The organism is Sphingobium sp. ba1 (assembly GCF_000743655.1).
Lineage (GTDB): Bacteria > Pseudomonadota > Alphaproteobacteria > Sphingomonadales > Sphingomonadaceae > Sphingobium.
In genome coordinates this window covers 1-2,016 of sequence record NZ_JPPQ01000084.1, presented here as the reverse complement: position 1 = coordinate 2,016, position 2,016 = coordinate 1, and the positions used below count along the sequence as shown (strand labels likewise).

Annotated in this window: 2 protein-coding genes; both read right to left on the bottom strand. The window is 60.8% G+C overall.

Going from position 1 to position 2,016, the window contains the following annotated elements; translation table 11 throughout:
- Positions 1-20 precede the first annotated feature (20 nt).
- Positions 21-962, bottom strand: coding sequence for an IS110 family transposase (locus tag IL54_RS22025; protein WP_006966739.1), 942 nt, complete (start codon positions 960-962; stop codon positions 21-23).
- Positions 963-1,257: 295 nt separating this feature from the next.
- The coding region (locus tag IL54_RS23790) for an IS110 family transposase (protein WP_037480900.1) at positions 1,258-2,016 on the bottom strand (759 nt) is incomplete at its 5' end.

Genomic DNA, 2,016 nt, shown 5'->3' with positions numbered 1-2,016 from the left:
GTTTAGAGTATCCGTGATGGTCAAGCGCATGCTGTGGTCCAGAGACGATCTGCCCTGAGTAGCGCATTTGCGGTGACGATGAGCTTTCGCATGATGGCTGTGATGGCGATTTTGGCGGGTTTTCCGGCAGCGATGAGCTGCTGGTATTTGGCCTTGAGGTTTGGATTGAATCGGGCGGCGACCAGAGCAGGCATGTAGAGAGCCTGTCGGACATTGGCCCTACCGCCGCGGATGAAGCTTTTGCCTTTCCATTGGCCGGACTGGCGCGCGACCGGGGCAAGTCCGGCGAGCGAGGCAGCCTGCTTGTTATCGAGCGATCCGAGTTCGGGCATGGTGGCGATGATCTGGTTGGCGGTGAGTGTGCCGAGGCCAGCGATGCTGGTGAGAATGTGGTGGCGCCGGACGAGCTTTTCATCTGCGGCAATGACGGCCGCGATTTCAGCGTCGAGCGCAGCGATGTGGCGAGCGATCTGTTCGAGCCGTTGGCTGCACTGGCGCTTAAGCAGCGTGACGGTGAGGTTCTTTTCGCGGTTTTTGAGCGCGGTGCGATCACGCACCAGACCATCGCGGGCGTTGACGAGTTCGGCCAGTTGGTTCTGCTGCGGGCTTCGGGCGGGCCTGACCGGGGGTTTCAGCGTCACCGCCATCCGTGCGAGCAGCCTGGCGTCGATGCGATCGGTCTTGGCGAGCGTGCCTGTCGCCTGAGCGAAGCGCCTTGCCCGTTCCGGGTTGAGCTTGACGCAGGGCATATGGCCGAGCGCGACCTCCAGCGCGCGGTGGTAGATGCCGGTAGCCTCATAGGCGATCCGCTCGACCTCCCATTGCCCGGCCCATGCGATCAGGGTCTTGTGGCCCTTGGTGGTGTTGGGGAACTGGCGCTCGATCCCGATGGGATGGACATAGCAGTCCAACGTCGCTTTGGAGATGTCGATGCCGATGGTTTGTGGTAGAGAGTTGCTCATCTTTTTCGCTGTCCCATGCTTGTCATCCGGGCCTTAAAAGCCCCGGTATCCGTTCGGGCCTGATGAAAAAGAAAGGGGCGATCCTACTCTAACCCGGTCCCTTCACGACCAGCGGTTTTGCGATCCGTCCCCTTCCGTCCGGTCCGGGGTGGCCACCCCGGACCGGACATCGCATCCTGACCCGAACGGACCACAAAGTCATAAGACAAGCGTGATGACTTTACTCAGAACCGTTCGTCCTGAGTAGCCCCTTCGACTGCCTGCCAAGGCAGGCGCTCAGCAACCGTATTGGGTGTCAAGCGAGATTGGCCCATGGTTTATCCTGCTGGACGATAGCGTTTGCGATAATGAGGAGTTTTCGCATGGCGGCGGTGATGGCGACTTTGGGCGCTTTGCCTCCCGCGCGGAGGTGCTGGTAGAAGTCGCGGATGGTTGGATTGAAGCGGATGGCGGGTAATGTTGCCATGTAGAGCGCGCATCTGACCGAGAGTCGGCCGCCGGTAATATGCGCCTGACCGCGCCACTGGCCGCTGTCACGGTTCATGGGAGCGATGCCGGCAAGGGCTGCGATCTGCTTTTTGTCAGCGATACCAAGTTCGGGGAGTTCGGCGATCAGCACTGCCGCTGTCGTGGCGCCGATGCCTGGAATAGACTCCAGCAGCATAGCTTTGCGCGCGAGCGTGGCATCAGCCTCGATTTCAGCCGTTATGCGCGCATCGCACTGGCCGATTTGTCCTTGCAGGAAGGCAATATGCTCGCGGATCGAAGCCAGCGTTTCGGCGTCATCGAGGCCGGACAGACGCTGCTTTTCGGTAGCCAGCATACCGACCAGTTGCCGCCTTCTGCGCACTTGCTCGGCAAGGCGAGCCTGATTTTCAGGTGTTGGCGGTGTTCTGGCGGGCTGCATGGCGTCAGCGAAGCGTAGGATGATGCCAGCGTCAAGCGCATCGGTTTTGGCGAGTTGACCGCTCGCTCTAGCAAAATCCCGCACTTGCCTGGGATTGACGATGCTCATGGCGATCCCCGCCGCTCCCATCTGGCGAGCGAGCAACCG

Coding starts and splice junctions, on each gene's coding strand:
- IL54_RS22025 (WP_006966739.1), bottom strand. CDS start 962: ATGAGCAACTCTCTACCACAAACCATCGGCATCGACATCTCCAAAGCG.